The following is a 20928-nucleotide window of genomic DNA, read 5'->3' on the forward strand; positions in this document are numbered from 1 at the left end:
ATCATTATAACTGATATATCAGAGATTTTTAAGAGGAAAGTTATTTCCTAAGCATATCTATAAGCATACATAAAATTACACATATTATTGGAAACATATATAGCAGCAATCTATCTCTAGATTCCTTTTTCTTCTGCTTTTCACTCTTCTGATCTTCAATCCGCTGACGTTCTTCTCGATACTCTCTATCACGTATCCTTTTATTTCTCGCAAGAACATTGGGAGTATTTAATAACGCAGCGGTCTTTTTCATCTTTGGATCAATTTTACATGTATAACCACAGTATTCACATTCTATGATTTCGGTTTCGATAAGGCTATTTATTTCGGTTGCTCTTTTTAATGGGGCGGCACATTGTGGACATTTTTCTTCCATCTTTTTTCTCCTTTAACATACTTATAATAATCATTATAACTGATATATCAGAGATTTTTAAGAGGAAAATTATTTTCTATGCATAACGCCAAGCTCTTCGATAACTATAAGATGGATTACTACGATTAAAATACTGATTAACTACCGGATCATTGTTCGTCACTTGATGAGTATTGACTGTTGCCATTGAAGTGACTGGTACTTGACCACCAATTTTCCCAATAAAGCGATGAGTTAACTCATTATAAACTCCGGGAACATCAAGCTTATTGACTTTATCCATGAAGTTCGTACCAAAGGCTCTAACTGCTGCGGTTCGATGAACCCACTCACCAGGCGTTAACATTGCTGGAACGGTATCTGTTCCTTGCGGTTTAAAAATACTACCACCTTTTGCTTTAAACACCGGAACCTGCCCACCTGTAGAAGGGTAAATTAATCCGCCAGTTGATTCATTAACGGTAACTTTTAACGTGCTAACTGCTGAACTTAAGCCTGAAACAATTTTATCTCCTAAGGTTTTACCAAGAGTTGCAAAAGAGTTTAATAAATTAACATCTGTACTTAAACCAGAAGCGTGTTCAGTTAATTTAGTTAATAAGGTGTTACTAGGATCTGAACTCAAACCTGTACTAAATCCACTAACTAAGCTAGTTGCAAAAGCATTTCCTAATGTAGTAAATGACGGACTTTTCTCTGTTTGAATATTGGTAACTTCTGTTTCGATATTTTCAGCAATAGTTGTTTTATAGTTGCTTCCTGACCAGCCAGTAGCTACAGATGTAGCAAAATTTCCACCTAAAGTTTTAAAGTCTTCATTCAAGGCTCCTAAACTTGTCACAAGTTCTGTTAAACCTGTTGTAATCGCTGCGATTTTGTCATCGTCAGATTCAGGAGCTTCAGCAATAAAAGCATTAACAGATTTAATTGCTTCATCAGCTTTTGCTAATGTTTCTTGTAATTTTACTTGATCGACTGGTGAATCAATAAACTTAGTAGCTGCCTCAGTGAATGTTTTAAGTTTATTTAACTTGATTGTTGCCTGTTCGAGTCCATCAACATTTTCGCTACTATATATAACAGGTGCTGCCTGCATAGCATGTTCAGCCGGACTAGAATAAATAACCTGCTCATTGCTCTTAGCATTAGGTGTAGCGCCAAATTGATAATTCAAAATTTCTTGTGTTAGTTCATCTAAAAGTCCCAATTTTTCAGAAAAACCTTTATAGATATTAGCATCAAATTCAAAATCAATAACGGTTCCCATTTCTTTAACTAAATTATTAATATCAAGCAAACGATTTTTAGCTCTTTCCAAATCTGTTTTTTTGTTACTAGAAGAATTTTCTCCAGCTTTAAATTTGTACTCAAAAATTTTCTTAACACTACTATCAATCCTACCTAGTCTTCCTTCAAAATTAAGAAATGCTTGTGGATCATATTCATATTTCATAATAGTTTTCATCTCTTCAACTAAACTATTTATTTCAATTAGCTTTGTTGTTGCTTTTGCTAGATCCCCAGCACCTTTTTCAGAGCCCTCCGCAGCTTTAAATTCATATTCAAAAATTTTAACTAAAGCACTATTTACTTTTTCTATTTTAACTTCAAAATCTGTAAAAGCTTGGTCATCATATTGAAACTCCATAATAGTTTTCATTTCTTTAACTAAACCACTAATTTTCCTTAACTTCCAAGTTGCTTTTATCAAATCATCAGATAATTTTGAACCTTCTACTTTAAACTCATGGGACAGTATTTCATTAACTGTTTGATTTAGTAAAGACAGTTTAACTGCAAACTCAGCCGCTTGGGTTTCATCATACTCTAAAGTCAAAGCCTGCTCTAATTCAGCGATTAACTCATTTAACTTTTCAATACTTTCTGTTGTTTGCTCTAAACTATCGTCATCCAAATCAACTTTGAAATTTCCTAAAGAATTTAATTCATTAGTTATTGTTTCTAAAGCTTTTAAACTAGCAGTTGCACCTTCCACAGTAAAATCTGCCTGATTAATTTTTTCAATTTCTTTAGATAAATCTGCTAGTTTTTCAAAACTTGAAATTACTTGTTCCAAATTTATATTTTTGAACATAGCATTAAATAAGTCAAATATTCCTCCAAAATCTAAATCTAAGAAAGTGTTGATAATTTTTTCAATACTCTCTAATTTTTTTATAACACTTTCGGCATTTTCAGGAACTTTTTTCTCCACTTGTTCAATTGCTTCTGCAGCTAATATCAAATCCGCACAAATTACGGCAATCGTAGCTAAGCCTAACCCCTCTGCCAATGCTAGTAAGCCTCCGGTCCCTATCATTGCACCACCAATTGCAGCAGCAAGTAAGCCAATTGCACCGATAGCTAAAATAATCACATCCATTTTTTTTGCAAAAGAATCCATGTTATCTGGCACACGTTGGTCAACCTGCTCGATAGCTAAAGCAGCAATCGCTAACGCTTCACAAATTACTATTATCCCTGCCAAACCAGCAGCCACAGCTGCTAAAACAACTAAATTAGCGCCAAGTATACCTGCGAGAACGCCCATTCCAACAATTGCTAAGCCCATATTAAGTAACTTTGTTCCAAAACTCTTAAAATCATCAGGAACTCTTTTATCAATTTGCTCCATCACAAAAGCTGCAGCTGTTAATGCAATTAAAATTCCCGCCATACCTGCAGCACCTTTTGCAGCTTCTTTTTCATTTCCTTCAATCATATTTCCTAAAAAAACAATTAGCAATCCCATTGCAGCAATTGCTGCACTCATTAGTCCAATTTTGATTAAAAAACTTTGCCAATCATCTGGAACCCGTTGATCGAATTGTTCCATCACAAACGCTGCTGCTGTTAGACCAATTAGAATCCCTACCATACCTGCAGCACCTTTAATAGCAGCACCTTCATTTTCTGATATAAATTCTCCAGTTTTTGCAATCAATATTCCCATAACAGCAATCGCACCAGCCATACTTAATATTTTGACTATAAAACTTTGCCAGTCATCCGGAACTTTTTCATTTACTTGTTGCATAGCTTCTGCTGCAAGCATAATTACTCCTATTGCCCCAGCAACCAAAGCTAAATTTTTAGCACCATTTACGAAATTAGTACCAATTGATTTAAGGTCTAAACCACCCAGTGCATCACCAATTCCACCACCAGAACTCCCACCAGACATAGAAAGAGCACTTACAACGCCACCAAGCATTTTGAAAGCAGCCGCAACAGAGAAAACTACTCCAGGCAATCGCCCTAAACCTTTTTCAAAATCGCCAAAACTGATTAATTCTATAAACGTTTTAAATATATTTATAATAGGATCTAAAAGCCCTTTAATCATTCCAAAAGAGTCTTTTATGCCAATCATAAACGATTCAAAATCAAATTCACGAATTTTTGTTATGATTTTTTCTATACCACCAGACATATTTTCCACCCATTGATTAATGTCACCTTCTTTATTGCCAATCCACTCTGTCATTTTATTAGCAATTTCACCAATTACATCTATAAATGGCTGCATTAATGGTTGTAATTTTTGCCCAATCGCATTTCCTAACGTTTCAACAGAACTAGCTGTATTTTCAATGCTTCCTTGCCAAGTACTCATATATTCTTCTGTAGCTTTAGCAGCTGCGCCACTATCATTTACAATGTCAATATAGTTAGCTAATTCATCTGAACCATTGGTAATTGCATTAGCGGCTTCTTCCATACTAACCCCTGAAAGCATGGCTAGGGTGACGGTTTTCTCTAAACTGTCATTTACAATATCATCAATATCCGCACCTGAATCAACTAACTTTAAAGCAGCTTCGCTAATGTCATTAGCACTGAAAACTGTATTCATACTTAAATCCATCGTTTTATCAGCCAACTTTTCTAACTGATTCGTTGATGCTCCAGAAGTTTTTTCAATTTCTCCCATAATCGCGTCAAATTCACCTGCTATATCAACAGAGCTAAACATGCCACTTAAGCCAGCATTGATTGCAACCGTAGCGCCTTTTTTAAATATATCAAACAGTTTATCTCCTGTTTTTGATAAACTGCTTCCTATTGAAGATAAAGCCTCTTTATCACCTAAGCTTGCCTTGCCTATATTATCACCAGTTTTCATTGCACTTCCAAAAGAACTAGTTACGCCAGATACTCCGGATACTCCTGCATTAAAAATATTAGGCAAAGCTTTAGTTATTCCGCCTAAAACTTGTTCAGCTGAGGTACTATTTCCTTTATTTGAAGATTTTCCACCGCTAACACTTCCTCCACCACTTGAACTCTGTTCAAAGGCTTCCACAACTTCAATAGTGATTTTTTCTTTGCCTAAAGAAATTAATTTCGTTCGTAAGGTGTCGATTTTAGTTATTGCGGCTTCGATTTCAAGGGCTTCAATTTGTAAGCTTACTTTTTGGTTATTTAAGTTTGCTATATCAAATTCTAAGCTTTTAAGATTGTTGCGGGCATTAGTTAGATTGCTTAAATCTACTTGTAAACTGATGCTTTTTGCTTGCAATTGATCAAGCTGACGATCAATTGTTTGGAGCTGTTTATGAACTTTGGCTAAATCTTTACTACTAAAGTTAAGTCTTATTCGTTCTTGTTTAAGCTCTTGGACTTGATTGTAGATAGTTTTAATCTCTTTTTTCGCTTTGCTTAATTCTTTCATCTGAACTTTAATGACTTTTCGCTTTTTAGTCAATTGATTCATAATTTTTTGAATTTCTTTAATTTCACGACTGAGTTTCCTAAGATTTCTTTGATCTATGATTTCCTTATTCGCCATTTATTTCAACTCCTTCCAAATGAGAATCATCAAGGAATCTAACACCGTATTTTTCTGGTCGAGGAGTTTTACTGCGAGTAGTTGCATCCATATTCTTCCAGGTGTGATATTCTTTAAGGGTCTCATCATTAATATAGTTACCAAAAGTAACAATAAGCAACGGAACTGACCAATTATCAAGAATAATTTCTGGAGACATACCTAAAATTTTCGCTACTTTATATGCCATATAATGATATAAATCTAAGTTAGCGAAATAATCTAATTTCTGCTTAGGTTTCGTACCGTTTAAGAGACTTGCCCGGTACGCTGCTCGAAATTTGCATCGGCTGCCTTAAATAAATCCCCATGATTTACTAAAATCTGCATAAAGGCAACAAACACAGTATCTGGATACATCGCTTCAATGAATTCTTCAGGAATATTCAAGAAATCTGCCACAAAGGTATAAAGAATTTGATCAAACTCTTGAAAATTATACATATAGCTATGCAATAACTGTTCTTCACTAAATGGTTTAATTTTACCATCTGGCAATAGCTCATTAATTAATGGTTTCAAACGCATCGCCGTACTTTGCATTCTTGTTTGAATTCGTGGCGTTAAGGTTTTTCCTTTGAAATCAACTGTTAGCTTAAAGTATTTACCATAAACGGTGTTTTCTTCTTTTTTAGCCTCAGTTGGTTCAAAAGAGAATTTTTTCACTTGGTCTTCAGGAATCATAAAAGTGATTTGATAATCATCAGTTACTTTTTCAGTTTTAGAGACATCTCCTAGTACCGCTACTTTATCATCGGCGACTACCGCTACAGGTGTCGCTATCTCTTGGGCTTTTTCGCTGGCTTCAGCGACTTCTTTAAAAGCTTTAAAGCCTTCATCTTCTTTATTACGCAGTTCTTCAAATAATTCTAAATCTTTACTCATCGTTATTTTCCCCTTTTCCTCTTTTTAAGGTATTTTTTTATTCCTTCTATATTTAAGTCATCTCTTACAACTCTTTGCATATTGAAAAGTTGCAATGACTTTTTTTCAAAATTTTAAAATCAATATCTCTTTATACAATTAAAAAAGAGAATAGAGCTGCGCTCTATTCTCTAAAATATTATTCGGTTACTCGTTGGACACGATAGAAATGACCATTACGTTTATCACGTTGGAATGATAAAGTAAAGTTAAAGGTTGGTTGTTCTGTACCGATTGAGCCTGGGAATGAAGTCACTAATACGTTATCGTAAATATGATTAATCTTCGTACCGTCTGTTTGGTCAAATGGTACGATAACCCGTACGCTGACGCCATCTAAATTATTAGAGTGAGCGACAAATTCTTCCACTTCTGCAGCTTTTGGATAAGTGAAGATTACTTCTTTACCGATTAAATCACGGTGGAATAAGAAACGACCTTTATCAGCAGCAGTTGTTGTTGTACCGTCTAAAACGATAAATTGACGTTCATTAATATCTAAAGCATATGGTGTATTAACTAAATTCAACATCGCATCTGTAACGTTACAACTATCTGCAATAGTTGCATAGAAGAATTCACATTCATCTGGGCTTAAATCTTGAGCCATAACATAACCATACTCATCGCCATCAATAGTAATTGATTTAACAATTTTTTGTTCTTTGGCAACCACAAAGCCTTGTTTGTATTCACCTTTACCGATAATCGGATTTAATAAATGCCAGTTTGGTGTTGCTTGTGTAGCTGTGATTGTTTTTTCAACAGCCACGCTATTTGGTGCATAGCTAGCGCCTAAACATGTTGCATCAGTAGCTTCCACAGTGATATCACCCGTGATTTCAGTCACACATGAAATCGCGACTGTTTGCGCCCCTTCTAAATCTTCAATACTATCAAAAATTGCAATTGAAGATAAACCAATTGGTGCAATATGATTAGTTGTTACTGGTGTTGCTGTAATCTCTAATAAAATACCTTCTTCAGTTTCCGTCCAACCTGTTCCTCGAACGGTAGTTGGTGCTTCATATAATTTAACAAGGACTGGGAAAACACCAGGGCCTTTGACTTTTTGTGTGTAAACATCAGCATTGGCTTGATTTTCTTCAGTAATATCTGAAATTACTGCTTGAATATCATATTCACCTGCTGGCAATTCAACATAATGTGTTAACAAACCAGCAGCGAAATTAGTAGCATCTGCTTGAATCGCAAATTTAGCCCCTGCTGGAGTTTTCGCCGTTGAAGTGACGAATAAAGTTCCTGAATTTTTACAACCATCTGGATTACAGTTAAAAGCATCATCAGGTCGGCGTTGTGCATTAAAACTTGCGTTTTGGCCAACAACACTTAAATAGCGACGTGTTGATAATTTCACGCAGGCATCAACATCATGCTTGACTGAAAAATAAACCTCCCGAGATTCATCTAATGTATCTAAACCAATTTTTGAAAGAAAAACATCTGTTTTACATCCGTTATAAGCCATTATTTAGTTTCCTCCTTTTTTGACATATTTAAATTAGCAACTAAGTTTGCGGCACGATTATATTTTTGTCCGTTTTTTTGTGCTAATACTGATAATTTCCGCTGACGCCATTTTTCAACATCATAGGTATTTGTAGCGTTGGCTACTTTTTTCGTTTCTTGTTTTTTTACCATTTTTTTCATCCTCCATCATCTCTATTCATGAATTCCTTCATTTATAAGTTAAATGCGTGAGCTGTATGCTCGTTTTTATTATTTAACGGCCGCAAAGTAGTTTTAATTTAATAATAGCGTCACAACGCTTATCGTTTATTTTTATTCCCATTTAGGTTTTGCTTTTGCTAATTATCAATCACTAATCTTAGCAGCCCTTCTTTTTAGTACCAATTAAAAATCAGACAATTTTAAACGCTTGTTTTTGTTCGTCATTCTTAGAAGGAAATGTTAAATTTAACAAAAAGTCAGCGTCAGCATCAGATACTTCATGGGTTTGCCCTAAAACAAAATTGATTGATTGTCCACTAGGCAAAGTAATTCGTTTTTCTCTGATAAACTTCCCATTTTGATAGAAGCGTTTCCCTTGTCCACCACAACTTGAGCAGCCAGTACTACGCCCTTTAACTGATGCGTGAATGCCTAAAAATTGAATTCTTTTCATTTTTTTATCACACACACTTTCTGAAACTGTTGTTTATAGTTCATACTTTTTTCGTTGGCCAACGAAGCTTCTTGTTCTTTAACGCCTGCAAGGAGTAAAAAGGCAAATCAATTGTTTGATTTAAATTCTTTCGATAGTAGCATTTTACTATGGATAAACTCGTTGAAACGGTAAAGATTTTTAGCGTTTTTGGTAAAACTTTTAACAAGTAAATTACCGGTTCAATAGTTATCAGCTACTTTCTGACAATATCAGTTTACTATGGAAGTAAGAGGCAAAACGGTAAAGATTTTACACCGATTTGGGATTTTCAGATTTATTGATTGAAAAAAGCAGTTAAAGAAAGGGCTAGTTTACTAGCGGGCTTCTTTAACTGCTTTTTGTCGTTCAATTTTCACCAACCTAATTCTTCTGCGATTAAGTCAACTATCTTACGCTCAATTTTGCGACAACTTTCTTCTGAATAGCCAGCTACTTGACCAGCGATTTTAACCCAAGAAGGTGATTCTTTGCAGAAATATTTAGCTTTAATAATTTGTTGGGCTTCTTCAGAGCATTTATCCAATATCGTATCAATCACATAAATAACTTCTGAGCGAAATTTAATTTGACGATTAGTAGCTAGTTTAATCGCCTTTTCCTCTGTTTCAAAATGAAGAAAAGAACTTTTTCCTCCACCAATATTTTCATCTGTTGTACGATGAGGGTAGAGGATACTTTGACGAATTTCTTGAATTTCTGCATTGATTTCATTATATTTGCTTAAAATCTCTCTTACATGTTGCCGTGCTTTATTACTAATTTTAATTCCCATTTCTACTCTCTCCTCCTAGCTGCTACCAGTTGCTTAATACTCCTCTTCAAATAAAATTGCATAATCGTCAATTTCTAAAATTTTTGCAATTGCTGCTACCTCGCTTAAAGAAATATCAGCGGTATAATTTTCTTCTGCTAACTCTTGCCAAGTTAGTTCCTTATTTTTACGATGCCAATCTACATTCCACCAAAAAATTTCAATAATTTCCATTATCTTACCTACTTTCTTATTTTTGAGATGTCTTTTTTGTAAATAAAAGAAGCATTAATAAGAATATCTTCTTATCTAATCGCTTTTTTATTGACATTTCTCGGAAAATATTCCATAATATAGGTATAAGAAAATAAGCATCTGCTTTTACAATATGCTTCATCACCAGACACGAGAAGTTCTTCATCCCTTATATTATCTTTTGCATATTTAATATATCACTGAAAATTTTCTGTGTCAACACAAAAAATAAAGAATTTTTTCCGAGGTGTTTAACATGTCTGTGCTAACGCGCATTAAAGATTTAGCCCATGAAAGAAATATTAGTTTAGCTGAATTAGAAAGAAGAACAGGACTCTCTAGCGGTTCTATAACAAAATGGGGAAAAAGCTCTCCTTCTGTTGATAAATTAGAAAAAATCGCTAACTTCTTTGATGTTTCTTTAGATTATTTGTACGGCCGAGATGTTTCTGTAAAAGATACTAATACCCAAACCAAAGCCAAGCAGTTGATTATGCGAGCTGACACCAACGGCTTAACTGAAGCTGAAGTTGTTGAACTGGAACAAGAAATGGAACGCTTTTTCAACTGGCGGCTAACAGAAATCAAAAGAGAAAAAGAACAGTTTTGGGAGTAGTGTATGTTGCAAGAAGCTGAAGAATTTTTAACTTTTTCGAATATCATTAATGAGTATGTCTCTGCGATAATGATAGGACTAGATCTTAATGTCTGTAATTATGATCATCAAATAGTTTGGGACTATATTATTAGTAGCCAAGAAGCTAAAATTAGAGGCTTTGATTTCTCTGGAACCGCTCGCTGGCGCTATTCTGGTTTTATCTTTAGCGATGAAATTGAAACATCCGTTGTTTACAATACACGGATGTCCCAAAAGAGAATTAATTTTACCATTTCTCACGAGCTAGTTCATTTACTCTATCATCTTGATGCTGAAAATCATACTTTCGCGGACACTAAAGATGTTTTAGAATCGACTAGTACAGATTATTTGGTAGAATTTCAAGCTAATATCGGTGCTTCTGCCATTTTGTTACCTGAACCTGTTATGATTAAAGAATTGAAAGCTGGAACACCAATTCCGATTATTTCAGATACTTATGGTATTTCTGAAGCCGCCCTCTTTAATCGATTGATTCAAACTATGCAATCGCAATTTTTAGTTTCCTATTTTGCAGCTTCACAAACAGCTAAGAAAATCATGAATCGCTATCACAATGGTGGTAAAGCTAAAATGATGGAATTAGGCCGTAATTTAGAGAAGAAAAGTTTAGATATTAATCCTTTTTACGAAGCACTTTGTTTATAAAAATAGCTAAAAAAGCAAGCAGCTGAAGTTAAATCTCAGCTACTTGCTTTTAATTTTAATGACTCATCATTTCCTGCGCTACTTCTTGCCCGCTTAAATCACTTGGAAAATAAGTCGGCCAATTATGCATTTCTTCATATAAAGCTGCTTGACTTTCCCCACCGACAAAAATATGGAAATGTTCAGCTTTAACTGGTGCAATATTGTGATCGCTAAATTGCACATATTTAAAATCGCTAGCTGCTTCTTCTTGTGCTTTAAAAGTGAAACGAACACCGCGATTGCCTTTTTCATAAGTTAAAATTTCATAACCTTGGTAATCATAAGTATATTTGTGATGTTCGCCAGCAATTACAAAATCAATCGTCTTGTCAGTGATGACTAACTCATCCACCTCAGTTTGATAACCTTGATCATAATAAGCTTTGTATTCTTCAGCAGTCATATCTTGATTGATTTTTGCTTTATAAGCAAATACTTGATCTAAATCACCAGCTTTTAACAAAGGATACACCGATTGCCACTGACCTGCGTAATCCGCTAAAGCCCGGTCTTTAACCTTTTGATCTTCAAAATATCCATTAGCGACTGTTTTTTCGCTATCTTCATCTTCTGGTTGGATTTCTTTGCCAGTTGTATTCGTCGTTTTCTGTAAAGCTAGCAAATTTTCTTCCATAACAGAAATGTAGTTTACCCCAGTGTCGATTTCTTTTTTGCTTAAACTTTCTAAGGTACTCAATTCAACTAATTCGACTTTAACTTCTGAAGCCAAGGTTTTAGCAATTTTATCGTTGGCATTTTCTTCAAAATAGATGTAGTGGATTTGATTTGCTTCCACATAATCTTTTAATTCTGCTATGCGGGCTGGTGAAGGTTCTTGATCAGCGCTTAAACCGGCAATCGGAATTTGTTTCAAGCCATATTCTGCCGCCAAGTATCCAAAAGCTGCGTGTTGGGTTACAAAATTCGTTTGTTCTGGATTAGCAAAAGCACTTTGGTATTTCGCATCCAACGCAGTTAATTCAGCTAAATATTTTTCAGTATTTGCTTCAAAAACAGCTTTTTTCTCAGGATATAAGGCCATTAACTGTTGGCTAATGCTAGTGACTTCTTCAATCGCTAAGCTAGGTGCCAACCAAGTATGGGGATCTAGAGCATGCTGATGATCTTCATTTTCAGCTTCTTCTTCATGCTCCTCATCGCCAGGAAGTAAAATCACATCTTGTGTACCTTTTAAAATATTAGGGGCATCCTCGCCAAAGGTCGTTAAAATTTGCGGTACCCAAGTTTCTAAATTTTCATTGTGGTAAACAAAAACATCCGCTTCACTAATGCCAGCGACATCTTTGGCTGAAGGCTCGTAGTCATGGGCTTCTGTGCCGGCTGGAATTAGCAGCTTCACTTCTCCTTCATCCCCCACGATATTTTTTGTAAATTCATAAACGGGATAAAAAGTCGTGACAACACTTAATTCATCCGTATCTTTTTTAGCCTCGGTTGTTTGATTATTGCCACAAGCACTTAAAAAGCCGATAGTGGTTAAAGCCAATGCTGCTATTTTCAATTTTCTTTTCATTTTCAAAATAATTCCTTCCTGTTGTTGCAATCACTAAATATTTTTACAAATTCGCTCTTATCTATAAAACAACAACTTGCTAGATAGCCGCTTTACGTGAACCAAAATAATAACTTCAATTGAGCATTGAGAAAAGCATAACGCATTGTTTTGCTCCCGAGTAAAATGCATAAACAAATTATAGCGGTGTTCCTTACCGCGAATTTTTTTATCATTTTATCGAGCGGTGCAAATGCGTGTAGCTAGACATCGAGAAAAGCGGAACACATTGTTCTGTTCCTTCTCGAAATCGTAACAATTACGATTTATAACCAATTTATCAATTCACTGACTTTTTGTCAAGATAAAATAACATGAAATTTCGTTCAGATGAACGGCTTATCATCTGATTCAATGATTTCTCGCTAAGAACTAACTATCAAAAAAAGACAAACCTCAATTTGTCTTTTTAAACTTAACGATTTTCTTTTAAACATTCTTCTACTTTAATTAAATCTGCTTGCAATTTTTTTTGTTCGGCTTCCGTAAAGGGTTGGTTGACTTTTTCAACTAACAATTCAAAGATTTTTTTGACATCTTGAATAACTTCTCCCCCTTCAGCAGTTAAACGAATATTTTTTTGACGGGCATTATCTTGTGGAATTTCTCGATAAATTAAATTTTTTTCTTCTAAGCTTTTTAAAATATTAGTTACCGTTGCTTGTTGTTTTCCTAGATAATTGGCTAAATCCCGCTGAATTGTGCCAGGATTTAAGTAAATATAGTTTAAACTACGGGCTTGCATATTGTTTAGGTTCATTTTTTTCAGTTGATTATTGATAAAATTTTGCTGCAAGATACTGATTTCATATATTTTTTCTGCTAAATCATCACTGCGATAAATCATTGTTCAACCTCATTTTCAATAAGTTTTATTATATATAGTTTAAATCACAACTTTTCATTTGACAACTGTTTTAAAAATTAGTATGCTTAAATAGTTAAAAATACAACTGTTTATTTTACACATTATAGAAAGAAGTTGATGAAATGTCATTAAGCCCTCGTCAAATGGTCGATACTCGCAAACAGTTTCGCCAAAATTTTAAGTTAGCTGATCTATCTTTAGACGAAATTGCAGCTGATTTATACACTACGCCAAATATGATTTCCGAAATTTTAAATTTAAAGGTTGATCGCTTAGAGGATCCCTGGATTTTGAAGATTTATTTAGAGGATAGAATTACGCAGCAAGGTTTGGTCCCCGTTCCCTTTACGGCTCTCTCTCACGATTATCATCAGTTATGGTTTCTTGATAGCCATTACATTGATGAGATGAGAATCGGCTATTAAGCCACACAAAAGAACAGCTTTTACTTAACCGTAAAAGCTGTTCTTTTCATTTAATCTTGTTGTTGAAAACCTTGATATTTGCCAGGGGTAACTCCTTCATATTGTTTGAACATACGAATAAAGGTATTTACATTTTTACAACCGACTTCTTCGGCAACTTGATTGACTTGTAAATCGCCAGCTGCCAATAATTCTTTAGCTTTATTGACTTTTAACTGGTTCAAATAATTTTTAAATGGAATGCCAGTAGCCTCTTTAATTAGCTTGCTTACGTAAGATTCGGTTAAATGGAATTGATCAGCCAAATCTGATAGAGACAAATCCTCCCGATAATGGCGGTCAATATGTTTTAACACACGATCCATCATCGCATAAGTTTCTTCACCACTATCTTCAGCAATTGAAAAAACTTCTTGGAAAATTGACATAAAAACCCGATATAAATCCCGATAATCAGTACGAATCAAGCGATCAAATAAATCACGGTTATTATTATAAAAAACACCATAATCCGTCCCGATAATTTGGGTAATCCGTTTTAGCGTATTAATTAACGCTTGCTTTAAATCTTCTACGGAATGTGTAGCTAAGCTTTTTTCGATAAAATTCGTCCGTAAAATACTTTCAATCAATTGTGAAGCTTCGCTGATTTGCTTAGATTTAACTAGATGTACCAAGCGTTGCTCCGCTTCAACTGAATAGACGTAATTGGTGCCTTTTGTTAAGGTACGATTGACAATAATTTCTTCAGTTTTAAAGGTTGTGGCAGCGTTCAAACTAATCACATCTCTAAAGGTAATTGAAAACTGCTCTAATGATTCAAAAGGTACAGACATTACAAAATTAGAAGAGATAAACAACTCATTAGATAAGACATTTCGCAAAGCAGCAATTTTTTCTAAAATAGCATCCTGATTTTTTGTTGAATAAATCAAAGCAAATTTCTCGTAATTAATTGGTTGAATAAACAGCTGAATACCCTTTTTATCCGTAGCATACTCAATAATTTTTTGGCGGGCTTTCATTAACTCCCGTTCACTTAAATCTGCTTCCGCCGTCGTGCGACCTGCAATGCTTAAAATCACAATCAGACCGCCCGCTTGCAAAGTCTGCATCCCTAAAATCTGGATAATGCGGGTTAAATCTTCACGAGTATATTTCCCGATTAAAATATTTTTAAAGAAAACTTCACGAATTTCTTCAATATTTTCTTCTCTAAATTTACTTAAATCATGATTGGCGGTTTTCCAACCTTCAATTTTAGCTAAGACTGCCTCCACATCAAAGGCGTCACTGGAATCATTTTGAATTTCGGTAATAATTTTTTTATAAGGGCGATAACTGCTGCGACTAAAATAAATGCTTAATAAGGAACCCATGATTAATAACCCTGCTAAAACAGCAACCGTCAACCAAATCGTATCCGTTGGCAGCTTACTAAGAGCACTTTTAGGTAAAATAAAAATATAAGATAAACTGGGCATCACTGAAGATTGCTTCCAAAAAGCAACTTCTCTGCCTACTTGCTGATTACCGATGCGATTTTTAACTGCTGGATTGAAAGGAATGAAAGGTAAAAGCTGATTAGCTTCTTTTTTTAAATCCAGCTCACTGGCTTCAGCATCTAAGAAATAAAGCTGCCCCTCTCGATAATTAACATCTTGATCTACTAAATTCTTTTTATGCCAATTGACAATGAAATACAAGGAAGCTGGCTGCCCAGGTTGATAAATTTTTCGCAACAAATAAAGATTCTGATTGGTGCTAAACATTTGAATACGATTACGATCTTCTTGCCGGAAAAAATCAGCAATTTCGGCATTATCTATCGGTAAACCGATAAACTGCAAATAATCGTTAAAGTCAAAATAGCCATTAGGGCCCACCACCGTTTTTTCCGCCCCTTGAGTAATCCCTAAATTATAACCTAACTGATAGCCAGAAAATAAATTTTCTTTGACTTGATCAAAGATTTCCGAATAAAGACGATAATCAGTTTCTTTAACACTAGCTAGCTCTTGCACGATTTTATTGTCCGCTAACATCTGAGTGGAATCAATCGCCGTTTCGATTTGCGAATCAATGCGACTGCTTTCTCTCTCTAAATAAAATTCCACTTCCATTTTAGATTCATATTGCTGGCGACTGATTTCTTTGGTTACAAAGACAAAGAGAATAATAAAAGTATAAAGCACAATGATGATTGAAAATGAATAAAAGATTTTTTTATATACGCCACTTTTCATTATCATCCCTCCGTTCTCATTATGCCACAGTATCCGCTTACATTAAAGAAAAAAACACACTAAGATTAGTGGATAAAATAGTCGATAGGCTATTTTATCCACTAGCTTAATCTATTTGCTTTAATGTAAGCGAATGGTTTTCACTTCATAAGGTTCCAATTGACAAGCAATTTCACCCGTCTGTTTTTCCGCTTGATTTACTTCCATTAAATTAGTTTCTTGCCAAGCATTTACAGTTGGCGCTGTCATTTGCCAGTTGCTACGGCCACCAGCAAATTCGTGGATACGCATAATCCAGCCATCGCCATCTTCAGATTTTTTCAAAGCATCTAAAGCGATTGGCGTTTCTGTTGCAAGTTTGATTGCAGGCATTAATTTTTGTTGTCGCTGTAAAACAGTTAGCGGTGCATTAATTTCCCACGCTTCCATCACTGTTTTGCCAGCAATAAAATCGCCCGTGTGTGGCAATAAACTATAAGTAAATTCGTGATGACCAATATCGGCGGTCGGATCTGGATAGATGCCACCTTTTAATAGTGATAAACGCATCACCGAGCCTTTAATATCGTAGCCGTATTTACAATTATTTAATAAACTAACGCCATAATTATTTTCCGATAAATCCGCCCACTGATGACCTACCGTTTCAAATTTCGCCATATCCCAGCTAGTATTCCAATGAGTGGGCCGCTTCACATTGCCGTATTGAATATCATAAGTCGCAGCTGTTGCCCGAATATCCACATCAAAAGCCACTTTCAACAAGCGTTGTCTTTCTTGCCAATCCACAGCTGTTTCAAAATCAATTCGGCGGGTGTGGCGATATAATTTAATATTTTGCGCTAATTTAGAATTTCCGATGGTTGCGGTTAAAGCTAATTCCACAAAGAAAGGATTATTTTCTTTAACCGTCACGGCTTCAAAAGGAACTTCAGTCATTTTTTCTTGATAGAAAATATCAATATCCCAGGCATCATAATCTTTTGGTTTATCTTCAAAGACTTGCAGAACATTGCCTTTACCTTTTAAAACTTCGCGTTGATTTTCTTTATCAAATAAAGAAATTAACTGTCCCGCTTGATTCCACTGTAAACGATAAAAATCGGTTTCTAACTGATTTTCTTTCACCACTGCGATCGTTGCTGTTTCGACAGGCGCTACTTCCTGCTGAACTGGCGTTAATAAAAGATCGCTTAAAGCAGCAACTTCAGGGACAAATAAAATTCGTTCATCTCCCACTTTAATTGTTGGATACTGACGACTCTTTTCGTCTTGATAAAGGCTAGCACCCTCTACAGATATTTTAATCAGTGAACCCCGTTGCCAACTAGCAGTATTCACTACTAATAATTTTTCGGTTTTTTCATTTAAAGCTGCTAATAATTTTTCGCTAGTTGCGGTCACTTCAGCAAATTCTGCTTTATGATCTTGATAAACTTCTTTAATTGAAGAACCAGGAATAATATCATGAAATTGATTCCGCAATAAAGTTTCCCACAAATCAAATAAAGTTTCTTTTGGATAAGTAGCTTCTTGCATTTCAGCAAAAGTATACAACATCTCTAATTCTCTTAACATTAATTCTATTTGACGATTCATTTTTTTCACGAAAGCTTGAGACGTATAAGTTCCGCGATGATATTCAAGATATAATTCGCCATCCCACTCATGAACGTAATGGTCGGTTTCCGCAAAAGTTTGCTGCAATTCTTCAAAATAAGCTTTCGCCTGACCCGTTTCTACTTTCGGCAAGCCAGGGATTTTATCCATTTGGCGGCGTTTTTCAAGCATATCGCGGGTTACACCGCCACCGCCATCGCCATAACCATAGGAAATTAGCAGATGATTATTAATATCTTTATCGCGATAACCACGATAAGCCCCCAACACTGTTTCGGGTTCCAACTGACCATTGTAAGTGTAAAACCATTCAGATGCCCAACTAGCTAACGGTTTTGGCTCTGGTGTGGTTACAAAGTGAGTTAAAATCTCGCTGCCATCCATGCCTTTCCAAATAAAAGTATCGTGGGGCATGCGATTAAACTGATTCCAACTAATTTTAGTGGTCATAAAAGTATTAATGCCACTTTTCTTCAAAATCTGCGGCAAAGCCCAAGAGTAACCAAAAACATCAGGCAACCATAAATAATTCATGTCTTGATTAAATTCTTCTTTAATAAATTTGCTACCATGAAGAATTTGGCGAGTTAATGATTCCCCACTAGGAATATTACAGTCTGCCTCCAACCACATCGCGCCGTCAACTTCCCAACGACCTTCTTTGACCCGCTCTTTAATTTTTTGATAAATTTCTGGATAATCTTTTTTAATATATTTATATAATTGTGGTTGTGTTTGTAAAAAGATATATTCGGGATAACGTTCCATTAATTTAAGCACCGTTGAAAAACTGCGGGCCGCTTTTTCTTGCGTATGTTTTAAGCGCCACAGCCAGGCCACATCAATATGAGTATGCCCTAAAGCGGTAATCTTGATGTTTTTTTCTTGATCCAACTCATGAATGGCTTCATTTAAATATTCATGAGCTTCCGCAATTGTTTGATAAAAATTATCACTAGCGGGCTCTGACCAATCAATTAATAAATACCCTCGATTTAAAACATCTAACAATTGATATTTTAAAGGATCATTTTCATCTAATTCTTGAATCGTTTTTAAAACCATATCAGATAAGTAATAAAATTCATCGCAAATTGGCTCTAACTCTACTAATTCACCTCGTAAAAATTGATGGCTTTGAATTTGTTCTGGACCACCGCCTTCTAACCCAGACCATAATCGTAAAGATACCGTGATGGTTTTACCAAGGAGTTCTGCTCCTACAAAAACTTCTTGATGGTTAGAATCCACCCCTTGATAAGGCTCGCCGTCAACAAAAAATAATGACTCAAAGCCAGAGTTATATCCGCCGCCCGTTTTACCAAAATCAAAAAGCAACACTAAATTACGTTTGTCAGGAATTTCAATTTGTCGTTGGATCCATAAATAATAATCCCGCCCTGACCAGCGTTCTCCCAAAGTAAAAGTCTGCCAATCTTCAAAATCAGCTGGTGGATATTTTTCTGCCTTTGAAGTATCCTCTTTAACAAACCAATCATTAAGAGAAATTCTATTTTTATAACGTAATTCAGCTAAAGCATCAATTCTCGCCCGAATTTTTTCCTCTGCAAATGTAAAATTCATCATCCTTTAGTCGCACCTCCCATACTAAATCCTTTAGACATAAAGTTTTGCGAAATCGCATATAAAATAACGACTGGTAAAGAATACAAAACTGAAAATGCTGCTAATTTACCATAATTTACCATGCCAAAATTACCGAAAAACTGAAAAATTGACACGGATGCTGGCATTTTTTCTGGAGATTGAATTAAAATATAAGGTACAAAGAAATTCCCCCAGCTACCAGAAAAAGTAAAAATCCCAACGGTAAAAATCCCTGGCAACATCAGTGGTGCGATGATTTTACGAATCCCTTGCCAAGTTGAAGCACCATCTACCCAAGCAGATTCTTCTAAATCCAACGGTACCGAATCCATAAAGTTTTTCATCATCCAAATACCATAAGGCAAAGAAGAAGCCGTTAAGAAGAAAGTTAATGCCACTAAAGAATCTTGAAATTTTAAATATAAGAACATTTGATAAACTGGCACAATCACAGCCGTCATCGGTAGTGACGTCATAAATAAAATCGTCATCATAAATGATTTTTTATAGCGTAATTTATAGCGAGATAAAGGATACGCTGCCAGCATACATAAAATAACTAAAAAAACCGACTGACTACCAGAGATTCCTAAACCGATTAAAAAAGAACGAATTAACGTTTTATCGGTTAAAATCGAGATGAAATTATCAAAGGTGATTCCTTCAGGCATTTTTAATGCTTGAATGGCCCCAGGGTCTACTGAAGCAAAAATCATCCATAATAAAGGCAGTAAAAATAAAATCCCTAGTAATGTTAAAATAATATAGTGAATAGCTGTTTCAATTTGATAACTCCGTTTTACCATGATTAATCACCTACACTTTCACTTTTAAAGTTTTCATGTAAATCAAACTAGCAATCGCACCAATTACTAATAGGACTAACGAAATCGCCGTTCCATAACCTAATTGATAGCTGACAAAAGCTTGTTTATACATAAAGACTGGTAAAGTAGCGGTACTCACGCCTGGCCCCCCACCGGTCATCGTATAAATCAGCGTGAAAACTCCTAAAGTTTGTAAAGTTACCAACATCAAATTGGTAGCAATCGTCCCTTTAACCATGGGAATCGTAATTTTTGAAACAATTTTCCAACGAGAAGCGCCGTCCATAATCGCCGCTTCTTCCACTTCTTTCGGAATATCATCCAACGCTGATTGAAAGACCATCATAGAAAAAGCCGTTCCCCGCCAAATATTGGCAACAATCACACTGACCATCGGGAAAGTAAACAGCCACGCTACCGGTTCAATATTAAATAAACCTACCAACCAGTTAGCCGTCCCTGTATCTCCTAAAAAGGCCACCCAGCAAAAGGAAACTACCACTTCCGGCGTCACCCACGCTGCGATAATAATCAAGCCAATTACCCGACGAAAAGTTTTATTTTTTTCCCGCATTAAAAAGGCAATTAAAAAGCCTAAAAAGCACTGACCTAATACAGCTGAAAAAAAGACAAACACAAGGGTATTCCATACACTGGTTCTAAATTCAGGGTCTTGGAACATTCTTGTGAAATTTTCAAAGCCAATAAACCTTAATTGACTTGCTTCGGCACCCGTTAACGCTAAGTTAGTAAATGAAAAAATAAACGTCAAAACCATTGGTCCAATGAAAAAAATCAATAAAAGTACCCAGCTTGGTAAAAGAAAGAAAATAGATTTTATATTATCTGAAAGTCTTTTTTTACCTTGGTTTTCTTTAGGATAAATGTTTAATCCTTTTTCCATTAATTCCACCTTCTTGTTTATAAAGTAATTTCAATTTCGTTTTACTTTAAGCATATAAATCTTTAACTACAGTCTTAATAACTTAAAAGTTTAGGACATTAATCGAAAACCGTTAGCCAACATAGAGAGAAGACTAGCTAACTCTCTATGTTTACATTAACGGCTAACAAAAACTAATGTCCTA

The 20928-nt window shown here is 35.2% G+C and carries 18 protein-coding genes; 3 read left to right on the plus strand and 15 right to left on the minus strand.

The window, feature by feature from the left end; all coding sequences use genetic code 11:
* Window positions 1-40: 40 nt before the first annotated feature.
* The 9 genes from M2139_RS08110 to M2139_RS08150 all read right to left on the minus strand — a co-directional run bounded on the left by M2139_RS08110 (window position 41) and on the right by M2139_RS08150 (window position 9304).
* Window positions 41-376, minus strand: a complete 336-nt coding sequence (locus tag M2139_RS08110) for a hypothetical protein (protein ID WP_280738330.1) — start codon at window positions 374-376, stop codon at window positions 41-43.
* Window positions 377-452: 76 nt separating this feature from the next.
* Window positions 453-5168: a phage tail tape measure protein gene (locus M2139_RS08115; protein WP_280738331.1), complete on the minus strand. Its 4716-nt coding sequence runs from the start codon at window positions 5166-5168 to the stop codon at window positions 453-455.
* Complete coding sequence (locus tag M2139_RS08120; RefSeq protein ID WP_280738332.1) at window positions 5158-5397, minus strand: hypothetical protein; 240 nt, start codon at window positions 5395-5397, stop codon at window positions 5158-5160. Before M2139_RS08120 ends, M2139_RS08115 begins: the two co-directional genes overlap by 11 nt.
* A gap of 59 nt (window positions 5398-5456) precedes the next feature.
* Complete coding sequence (locus tag M2139_RS08125; protein WP_280738333.1) at window positions 5457-6092, minus strand: hypothetical protein; 636 nt, start codon at window positions 6090-6092, stop codon at window positions 5457-5459.
* A 178-nt stretch (window positions 6093-6270) separates the two neighbouring features.
* The gene (locus M2139_RS08130; RefSeq protein WP_280738334.1) at window positions 6271-7620 is read right to left on the minus strand and encodes a hypothetical protein; all 1350 of its coding nucleotides are present in this window, start codon (window positions 7618-7620) and stop codon (window positions 6271-6273) included.
* The gene (locus M2139_RS08135) at window positions 7620-7793 is read right to left on the minus strand and encodes a hypothetical protein (RefSeq protein ID WP_280738335.1); all 174 of its coding nucleotides are present in this window, start codon (window positions 7791-7793) and stop codon (window positions 7620-7622) included. Before M2139_RS08135 ends, M2139_RS08130 begins: the two co-directional genes overlap by 1 nt.
* Window positions 7794-8013: 220 nt before the next feature.
* Window positions 8014-8277, minus strand: coding sequence for a hypothetical protein (locus M2139_RS08140; RefSeq protein ID WP_280738336.1), 264 nt, complete (start codon window positions 8275-8277; stop codon window positions 8014-8016).
* A gap of 394 nt (window positions 8278-8671) precedes the next feature.
* Window positions 8672-9091: a hypothetical protein gene (locus M2139_RS08145; protein WP_280738337.1), complete on the minus strand. Its 420-nt coding sequence runs from the start codon at window positions 9089-9091 to the stop codon at window positions 8672-8674.
* A 33-nt stretch (window positions 9092-9124) separates the two neighbouring features.
* On the minus strand, window positions 9125-9304 hold the full coding sequence (locus M2139_RS08150) for a hypothetical protein (RefSeq protein ID WP_280738338.1): 180 nt from the start codon (window positions 9302-9304) through the stop codon (window positions 9125-9127).
* Window positions 9305-9581: 277 nt separating this feature from the next.
* Between M2139_RS08150 and M2139_RS08155 the strand changes: the two genes are divergently transcribed.
* Both M2139_RS08155 and M2139_RS08160 read left to right on the plus strand, forming a co-directional pair.
* Window positions 9582-9941 carry a helix-turn-helix transcriptional regulator gene (locus M2139_RS08155; RefSeq protein ID WP_280738340.1) on the plus strand — a complete coding sequence of 120 codons (360 nt, stop codon included), beginning with the start codon at window positions 9582-9584 and terminating at the stop codon, window positions 9939-9941.
* Between the two features lie 3 nt (window positions 9942-9944).
* Window positions 9945-10631 carry an ImmA/IrrE family metallo-endopeptidase gene (locus tag M2139_RS08160; protein ID WP_280738341.1) on the plus strand — a complete coding sequence of 229 codons (687 nt, stop codon included), beginning with the start codon at window positions 9945-9947 and terminating at the stop codon, window positions 10629-10631.
* Between the two features lie 55 nt (window positions 10632-10686).
* Here the strand turns inward: M2139_RS08160 and M2139_RS08165 are convergent, their stop codons facing one another.
* Both M2139_RS08165 and M2139_RS08170 read right to left on the minus strand, forming a co-directional pair.
* Window positions 10687-12207 carry a ZinT/AdcA family metal-binding protein gene (locus M2139_RS08165; RefSeq protein ID WP_280738359.1) on the minus strand — a complete coding sequence of 507 codons (1521 nt, stop codon included), beginning with the start codon at window positions 12205-12207 and terminating at the stop codon, window positions 10687-10689.
* Window positions 12208-12661: 454 nt separating this feature from the next.
* The gene (locus M2139_RS08170; protein WP_280738342.1) at window positions 12662-13093 is read right to left on the minus strand and encodes a MarR family transcriptional regulator; all 432 of its coding nucleotides are present in this window, start codon (window positions 13091-13093) and stop codon (window positions 12662-12664) included.
* Between the two features lie 143 nt (window positions 13094-13236).
* Between M2139_RS08170 and M2139_RS08175 the strand changes: the two genes are divergently transcribed.
* Entirely contained in the window at window positions 13237-13539 is a 303-nt protein-coding gene (locus M2139_RS08175; protein ID WP_280738343.1) for a DUF2316 family protein, read from the plus strand.
* Between the two features lie 50 nt (window positions 13540-13589).
* Here M2139_RS08175 and M2139_RS08180 read toward each other — a convergent pair whose 3' ends face one another.
* From M2139_RS08180 to M2139_RS08195, 4 genes are all read right to left on the minus strand, one after another.
* On the minus strand, window positions 13590-15785 hold the full coding sequence (locus tag M2139_RS08180; protein WP_280738344.1) for an AraC family transcriptional regulator: 2196 nt from the start codon (window positions 15783-15785) through the stop codon (window positions 13590-13592).
* Between the two features lie 120 nt (window positions 15786-15905).
* Window positions 15906-18992 carry an alpha-mannosidase gene (locus M2139_RS08185; RefSeq protein ID WP_280738346.1) on the minus strand — a complete coding sequence of 1029 codons (3087 nt, stop codon included), beginning with the start codon at window positions 18990-18992 and terminating at the stop codon, window positions 15906-15908.
* A complete protein-coding gene (locus M2139_RS08190; RefSeq protein WP_280738347.1) occupies window positions 18989-19819 on the minus strand; it encodes a carbohydrate ABC transporter permease in 831 nt (276 codons plus the stop codon). The genes M2139_RS08185 and M2139_RS08190 overlap by 4 nt, the downstream gene beginning before the upstream one ends.
* Before the next feature lie 10 nt (window positions 19820-19829).
* On the minus strand, window positions 19830-20744 hold the full coding sequence (locus M2139_RS08195) for a sugar ABC transporter permease (protein WP_280738348.1): 915 nt from the start codon (window positions 20742-20744) through the stop codon (window positions 19830-19832).
* Between the last annotated feature and the right edge of the window lie 184 nt (window positions 20745-20928).

The organism is Enterococcus sp. PF1-24 (genome assembly GCF_029893325.1).
Lineage (GTDB): Bacteria > Bacillota > Bacilli > Lactobacillales > Enterococcaceae > HY326.

Coding starts and splice junctions, on each gene's coding strand:
- M2139_RS08110 (WP_280738330.1), bottom strand. CDS start 376: ATGGAAGAAAAATGTCCACAATGTGCCGCCCCATTAAAAAGAGCAACC.
- M2139_RS08115 (WP_280738331.1), bottom strand. CDS start 5,168: ATGGCGAATAAGGAAATCATAGATCAAAGAAATCTTAGGAAACTCAGT.
- M2139_RS08120 (WP_280738332.1), bottom strand. CDS start 5,397: ATGGCATATAAAGTAGCGAAAATTTTAGGTATGTCTCCAGAAATTATT.
- M2139_RS08125 (WP_280738333.1), bottom strand. CDS start 6,092: ATGAGTAAAGATTTAGAATTATTTGAAGAACTGCGTAATAAAGAAGAT.
- M2139_RS08130 (WP_280738334.1), bottom strand. CDS start 7,620: ATGGCTTATAACGGATGTAAAACAGATGTTTTTCTTTCAAAAATTGGT.
- M2139_RS08135 (WP_280738335.1), bottom strand. CDS start 7,793: ATGGTAAAAAAACAAGAAACGAAAAAAGTAGCCAACGCTACAAATACC.
- M2139_RS08140 (WP_280738336.1), bottom strand. CDS start 8,277: ATGAAAAGAATTCAATTTTTAGGCATTCACGCATCAGTTAAAGGGCGT.
- M2139_RS08145 (WP_280738337.1), bottom strand. CDS start 9,091: ATGGGAATTAAAATTAGTAATAAAGCACGGCAACATGTAAGAGAGATT.
- M2139_RS08150 (WP_280738338.1), bottom strand. CDS start 9,304: ATGGAAATTATTGAAATTTTTTGGTGGAATGTAGATTGGCATCGTAAA.
- M2139_RS08155 (WP_280738340.1), top strand. CDS start 9,582: ATGTCTGTGCTAACGCGCATTAAAGATTTAGCCCATGAAAGAAATATT.
- M2139_RS08160 (WP_280738341.1), top strand. CDS start 9,945: ATGTTGCAAGAAGCTGAAGAATTTTTAACTTTTTCGAATATCATTAAT.
- M2139_RS08165 (WP_280738359.1), bottom strand. CDS start 12,207: ATGAAAAGAAAATTGAAAATAGCAGCATTGGCTTTAACCACTATCGGC.
- M2139_RS08170 (WP_280738342.1), bottom strand. CDS start 13,093: ATGATTTATCGCAGTGATGATTTAGCAGAAAAAATATATGAAATCAGT.
- M2139_RS08175 (WP_280738343.1), top strand. CDS start 13,237: ATGTCATTAAGCCCTCGTCAAATGGTCGATACTCGCAAACAGTTTCGC.
- M2139_RS08180 (WP_280738344.1), bottom strand. CDS start 15,785: ATGAAAAGTGGCGTATATAAAAAAATCTTTTATTCATTTTCAATCATC.
- M2139_RS08185 (WP_280738346.1), bottom strand. CDS start 18,992: ATGATGAATTTTACATTTGCAGAGGAAAAAATTCGGGCGAGAATTGAT.
- M2139_RS08190 (WP_280738347.1), bottom strand. CDS start 19,819: ATGGTAAAACGGAGTTATCAAATTGAAACAGCTATTCACTATATTATT.
- M2139_RS08195 (WP_280738348.1), bottom strand. CDS start 20,744: ATGGAAAAAGGATTAAACATTTATCCTAAAGAAAACCAAGGTAAAAAA.